Source organism: Anaerovibrio sp., assembly GCF_051866355.1.
GTDB lineage: Bacteria > Bacillota > Negativicutes > Selenomonadales > Selenomonadaceae > Anaerovibrio.
Genome location: NZ_JBJDWZ010000007.1, coordinates 1 through 5,148 on the forward strand (window position 1 = coordinate 1; position 5,148 = coordinate 5,148).

Consider the following 5,148-nt stretch of genomic DNA (forward strand, 5'->3'; position numbering starts at 1 on the left):
ATAGAAACCGCTCAGAAGCGCATTGACAGGCAAAAAGAAAAGAGCAGGGAAAGCGAGCAGCTGAAGGAGGCGTTTCGCCAGAAGCAGGATGTGCTGCATCAGGGCGTGGCAGGGGAAACTGCCAGCATGAAAATGCCAATCTATCATGTAGGCAGGGCTGCCCTGTCGATGATGCAAAACAATACGGATGAGATGTCCCTGCGCAAAATGATTATCAGCAACGTGGATGCGCCGGAAGACCAGATGGAGGCAATTACAAACGATATCATAAAGAAAAACCGAGATGTGATGCAGAGAATGAAGGTTGTGAAGGAGTATATTCCTTCCGAGCAGGATGAAAGAAGTTCGGCCAGGATTTTTTATCTTAACCGCCTGTCACTGCAGCATCAGCTCCGTAAGTCCATTAACGCCAGCATGGATCCGGAAATCGTCAAGGATATGCTGGCCGCAAAGGTATATAAGAAAACGGAAATAAAGGATGTCGTGCAGGAGTTTTCGCCGATTGCTGCACAGCCGGGCCGGGGGCGTGACTATTATCTTGATTATGTCTTTCCTACAGCTGTCAGCCTTCTCCGGACGGAAAAGGAAAAGCTTAAAACATATCATCCTAATCCAAGACAGCAGAAAGAGGATGATGCTGGCAAGGAGTATGAGTACCACAAAAAACAGCTCCTTGAAGCTATAGCACTGCCTTTTGAGGTGGCGATGGATGTGCTGATAGCGGAAACAATGATTTTGCAGGGCTATCCTGAGTATGAGATTGCCAGGGCGTTGGATGAGTGTTCACCGTGCCGGGAAAATCAGGAAAACTATGGCCTGTCGATTACGAAAAATGCGGCCAGCAAAACCATTGTGGAAGAACGGGAAACTGTTATCGAAACGACCACGGAGAATACCTATGAGGATAACAGCCTGGTGAACAGCCGCGTTCTCAGCAGAAATGTGACAGAAAATATAAGAAACACAGTTGTAGAAGGAGGCAGTTAATCTTCAATGAATGGGCTTCAGAAAATTAAGCAATCAATATATGAAACGGTGTCGGCAATTATTTTCTGGACCGTATTAATTCTTTCCGTTGCTTTTGGCATTGCTATGCAGGATGCTGAAGCAGCGGCGATACCGGAGGTGATTGCCGGTGATGTAGGCTGCTACAACAGCAATAGCACCCAGACTTACTGGATAACGGATGCGATTTGCTATGCCTCATCCCTTTATCAGGTAGATCCACTGCTGGTGACAGCTGTGATGGAAACAGAAAGTCATTTTTCTTTCAATACTTTCTATGTACCTTCATCTGCCGGAGCCATCGGACTGATGCAGCTCATGCCGGGAACGGCTTCTGCAGTGGGGGTAGATCCATACGATCCGTTAGGAAATATCGTTGGTGGCACGGCGTATCTCAGGAATATGCTGGACAATTTTGCTGGTTATGGTGAATATGCCGTAACCAATGCAGTAGCGGCTTACAATGCGGGACCGGCTGCGGTGACTACTTATGGCGGATGTCCGCCATATAATGAAACCCAAAACTATGTTATCAGGGTCTCAGATGCTTATAACAGACTTTTGACCGCGTATTACAGTCAATAAAATACAAGGAGGCGTTTATCCATGCTGCATAGCATATCAAGGAACAAGAAAAAAGCAATAATCCTGGGGGTATTTCTTGGAGCTACGTCTTTTATAGGTGGTTCGCTGCTTGTAACTAGAAATACCAATGCAGCTGTATTGGTGCATGACAATGAAAATATTGCCCAGGCAATAGAAACTGTTGCCAACACCTATAACATACTGACAAATCTCCAAAAGCAGCTTCTGATAGACATACTGAACAACAAAAAGCTGGATACAGGCAAGTGGCTTGCAATATTGAAAGGCCAGGCGGAAGCTGAAGCGCAGAACAATAATGGAAATTTCTGCAAAACTCCTATTGAGCTGTCCAAATCCGGGGAGCTGCCGGGAGTACTGAATCGTCATTCCACTCCGACAGCGGTCATGGCATCGACAATAGGCAGGGTGCAGGACGTTATCAATGGCAATAATGCGGAGTTCTGGAAAAATACTGATGACAGGGCATTTACCAGGGCTGCTGCAGTTGAATCAAGCATCAAAGATACTGCCCAGACTGCAAGCAATGTGCAGTATTCTGATGCGGAGCTGGCAAAGAGCATAGATGATGCCCTGGAGGCTGCAAATAATGCCGAGGGACTTATGCAAGTGGAGCAGGCAAATGCAGTAATAGCTGCAGCCCAGGTGCGCAGCATCCAGAATGGCAATTTGATATTGGCGCAGATGGCAGCCTCAACTGCCCAGGTTCAGGCAGCGGATAATATGGAAAAAACCATGATTCGCAAGGCGGAAAAGGTAGCGCGTGACGAGCTGGGAGAATGGATACGTAGTTTTTAGGATGCTACGTTCTGTCCAAATTGAACCAAACATAAAATAAAATCATACATTCTGTCCAATTTGGACAGAACGTATAGTTGGAAGGAGCGGGAGTTATGGCAATGGAGCTTTCCGTAGAACTGGGTCTGGAAGATAGCTTAAAGGATTGTTACCAGGATGGATTGTTATATGAAATGGCCGACGATCCCATGGAGGCAATTCAAAAGGCAGATGCAGTGGAAGATGTTTTGATGAATATTGCCTCAACGGATGAGGATATATATTACGCGTTTTTAAAAGAAGCCTTAAAAGGAGAGAATTATTTCAATAAGACAGAGCAAGAGGAAAATATCCTGAATTTTGGCATAGCCGGAAAAATGCTTCATGCTAATATGGATTATCAAAGCATTATCCGTTGTATGTCATATTCCCCCATGTTTGCAGGGCCAGGTAAGAGAGATTTCAAGAAAAGATGGGATAGGGCAGTTTCCTTCACCTGCCTGGCCGTAAATCCTGTTTTATCTTTTACTGATACAGTGCAGGCAAAGCCGCTTGCCCTGCTAAATATCTATGCTGATGAACCGGGAGAGATATATAGCAGCTGCCTGAAGACTATACTATATAAAATGCCCAATCTCACTATCCAGTCAGCAGATGAGGAAATTGTCAGGCTGCTTTTGAATGCAGGCTGCAAGGAGGATGACAGGCTTTTACGCCAGGTCATGTTCAATTCCCTGAATTTCAATTTCAGCAATTCAGATAATCTTGTTGCGCGGCATGAACACAACAAAAATGTCTATGAAAAGCTGGATAAATTTTTGGCAGATGCAATAAGAAAGACTAAGGAAGCTCCTGGGCCGTTTAAGGTAAAGAAGCTGTCCGATCAGGAAATCTATGATGATATGCAGCAGAAGATTCGTGCCATGAAGGAACTGCATGAAAAAGGTGATGGGTTCCAATATTGGACGACAGCTATCAACATCATCAGCGATACTATGGCCCGGCTGCAGCATCTGCAAAATATGGGAAAGACACTGAATATATGGGCTGTTGGGCTTGAAAGAGCTTCAATGGAGCTTGGACTGAATGCCAGCCCTGATAAGGAGCTGCAGGCAAATATCAAAGAATTGCTGCAATCTATCAAGGATGTGCAGGAGGAAAGAAAGCAATGGAATGCTTTTTGGCCCTTATATGCCAAGATAGATGTATGTTCAAAGGAACTTATAAAGAAAATGGCTGAGGTGCAGCAGCAAAATCCCCTGATGAAGCTGCCGGAGGTGCAGCACGCGGAATCACTGGCGGAGGTCGTTCACCGGGAAAGTATACCTGCGAATGTCTTGTATTTTGCTGCCTTAAAGGATGTGGTAATAAAAAATCCTGGTGTAACCCAGGATGAAGCTGATAATTTGGTTATTGAAAAGTTGCTGACGGCAAGGCGGAGCGAAGATGATGTGATGCTGGCGGTCAGTCACTCACCCTGCTTTAGAAATCTGAATCGCACTCAGGCAATGGGAGCATCCCAAACAATGGTGGATGCGGTTGCAGGCAAAAGGGAGCCAGGGAGCAGAACAGAGGAGATGATGTGTAGATGAGTAAGATAAGAACAGGTTTTATGTTGCTGGGGATGGCAGCCATAGCTATATGGTACATGCTGGACTGTGGTACGGCACTGGCAGCCAGTGATGATTCCATGCGCCTTATAGAGCAGGGCACTGGCATGGATACGGCATTTGACAATACCTTTAAGGATTTAGCCAAGGGCTTTGTTCTTTTGTCCAGGATTATAGGTGTCTGCATGACAGGTGCTGGTCTTTTGATGTATTTTATCGGGCTGGAGCAGTTTCCCAAGATGGCTTTCAATTGGATTTTAGGCATTGGTATGGCGATGAATTTCGGTTCAGTGCTTATGGCTATGGGGGTAGACCAGATGATTGCTGCATCCGGCGGAGGGGCACATACCGTGCCGCCTTTGCAGGTGGATTTAAAGCAGGGCGCAGATGGGCCTACGGATATATTGTCTCAAACATTCAATTACATCAAAGAGCAGGTGGTCTTACCCGGCTCCAGGGCAGTTCTGCCTATTGCCCTAAAGCTTTTGGCAATCCTAACCATTATTCAGGCTTCTTACGATGTTGCCTTTAAACTGATTTCTGGTGACAAAATAAAATATCTGACATCTGTAGTTGTTAAATTCTGTATCATTGTGTTTATTGAACAGAACTGGCTGGATGGCATGAATTTGATGGGGGCATTGTCCCACGGTTTTGAGGCATTGGGATATGCCATGTCCAATGCGGGCGTGGATTTAAATGCTGATAGTATAGTAGGCAATGCAATAACAATATTCTATCTGTTTTGGCCGACAATGGGGGATTCCATAGGAATTGCAATAGCAAAGACGATCATTACATGCCTAACAGTTGGTTTGCTTTTAGTAACAGCAGTAGAGATGTTCATGGCGCGGATGGAGTTTTATTTGATGTCAATGATGGTAATGCCGTTATTGCCGTTCATGATTACCAGCAAGTTCAGTTTTCTTTCGGACAAGGCTATAGGCTTGATGCTTAACCTTGCAATCAAGGTATGTACCATAGCCTGCATGACAGGGATTATGGTACCATTCTTCAGTGCTTATATAAAAGATTTACAGCAGGCAGAAGGTGTTGCTGATTCTTTAGTGATAATGCTGCAGGTGCTTTTGGCAGCATTGCTGATGTATTTGCTGACAAAGAATATTTCCAACATAGTATCCGGCCTGCTCAG

General features: G+C 45.2%; 5 protein-coding genes. All 5 read left to right on the plus strand.

Annotated features, from left to right (window positions below; genetic code table 11):
* On the plus strand, window positions 1-987 hold a 987-nt coding region (locus tag ACI3UA_RS00350), incomplete at its 5' end, for a hypothetical protein (protein ID WP_439722843.1).
* A gap of 6 nt (window positions 988-993) precedes the next feature.
* Window positions 994-1,590: a lytic transglycosylase domain-containing protein gene (locus ACI3UA_RS00355; protein WP_439722844.1), complete on the plus strand. Its 597-nt coding sequence runs from the start codon at window positions 994-996 to the stop codon at window positions 1,588-1,590.
* 21 nt (window positions 1,591-1,611) lie between these two features.
* Window positions 1,612-2,406 carry a hypothetical protein gene (locus tag ACI3UA_RS00360; protein WP_439722845.1) on the plus strand — a complete coding sequence of 265 codons (795 nt, stop codon included), beginning with the start codon at window positions 1,612-1,614 and terminating at the stop codon, window positions 2,404-2,406.
* Between the two features lie 95 nt (window positions 2,407-2,501).
* Window positions 2,502-3,977 (plus strand): hypothetical protein, encoded by a 1,476-nt coding sequence (locus ACI3UA_RS00365; protein ID WP_439722846.1) that lies wholly within the window; start codon window positions 2,502-2,504, stop codon window positions 3,975-3,977.
* On the plus strand, window positions 3,974-5,148 hold a 1,175-nt coding region (locus tag ACI3UA_RS00370), incomplete at its 3' end, for a type IV secretion system protein (RefSeq protein ID WP_439722847.1). The genes ACI3UA_RS00365 and ACI3UA_RS00370, both read left to right, overlap by 4 nt.

Excerpts from the sequence above, each read along its gene's own strand:
- ACI3UA_RS00365 (WP_439722846.1), top strand. The coding sequence starts at position 2,502 with ATGGCAATGGAGCTTTCCGTAGAACTGGGTCTGGAAGATAGCTTAAAG.
- ACI3UA_RS00360 (WP_439722845.1), top strand. The coding sequence starts at position 1,612 with ATGCTGCATAGCATATCAAGGAACAAGAAAAAAGCAATAATCCTGGGG.
- ACI3UA_RS00355 (WP_439722844.1), top strand. The coding sequence starts at position 994 with ATGAATGGGCTTCAGAAAATTAAGCAATCAATATATGAAACGGTGTCG.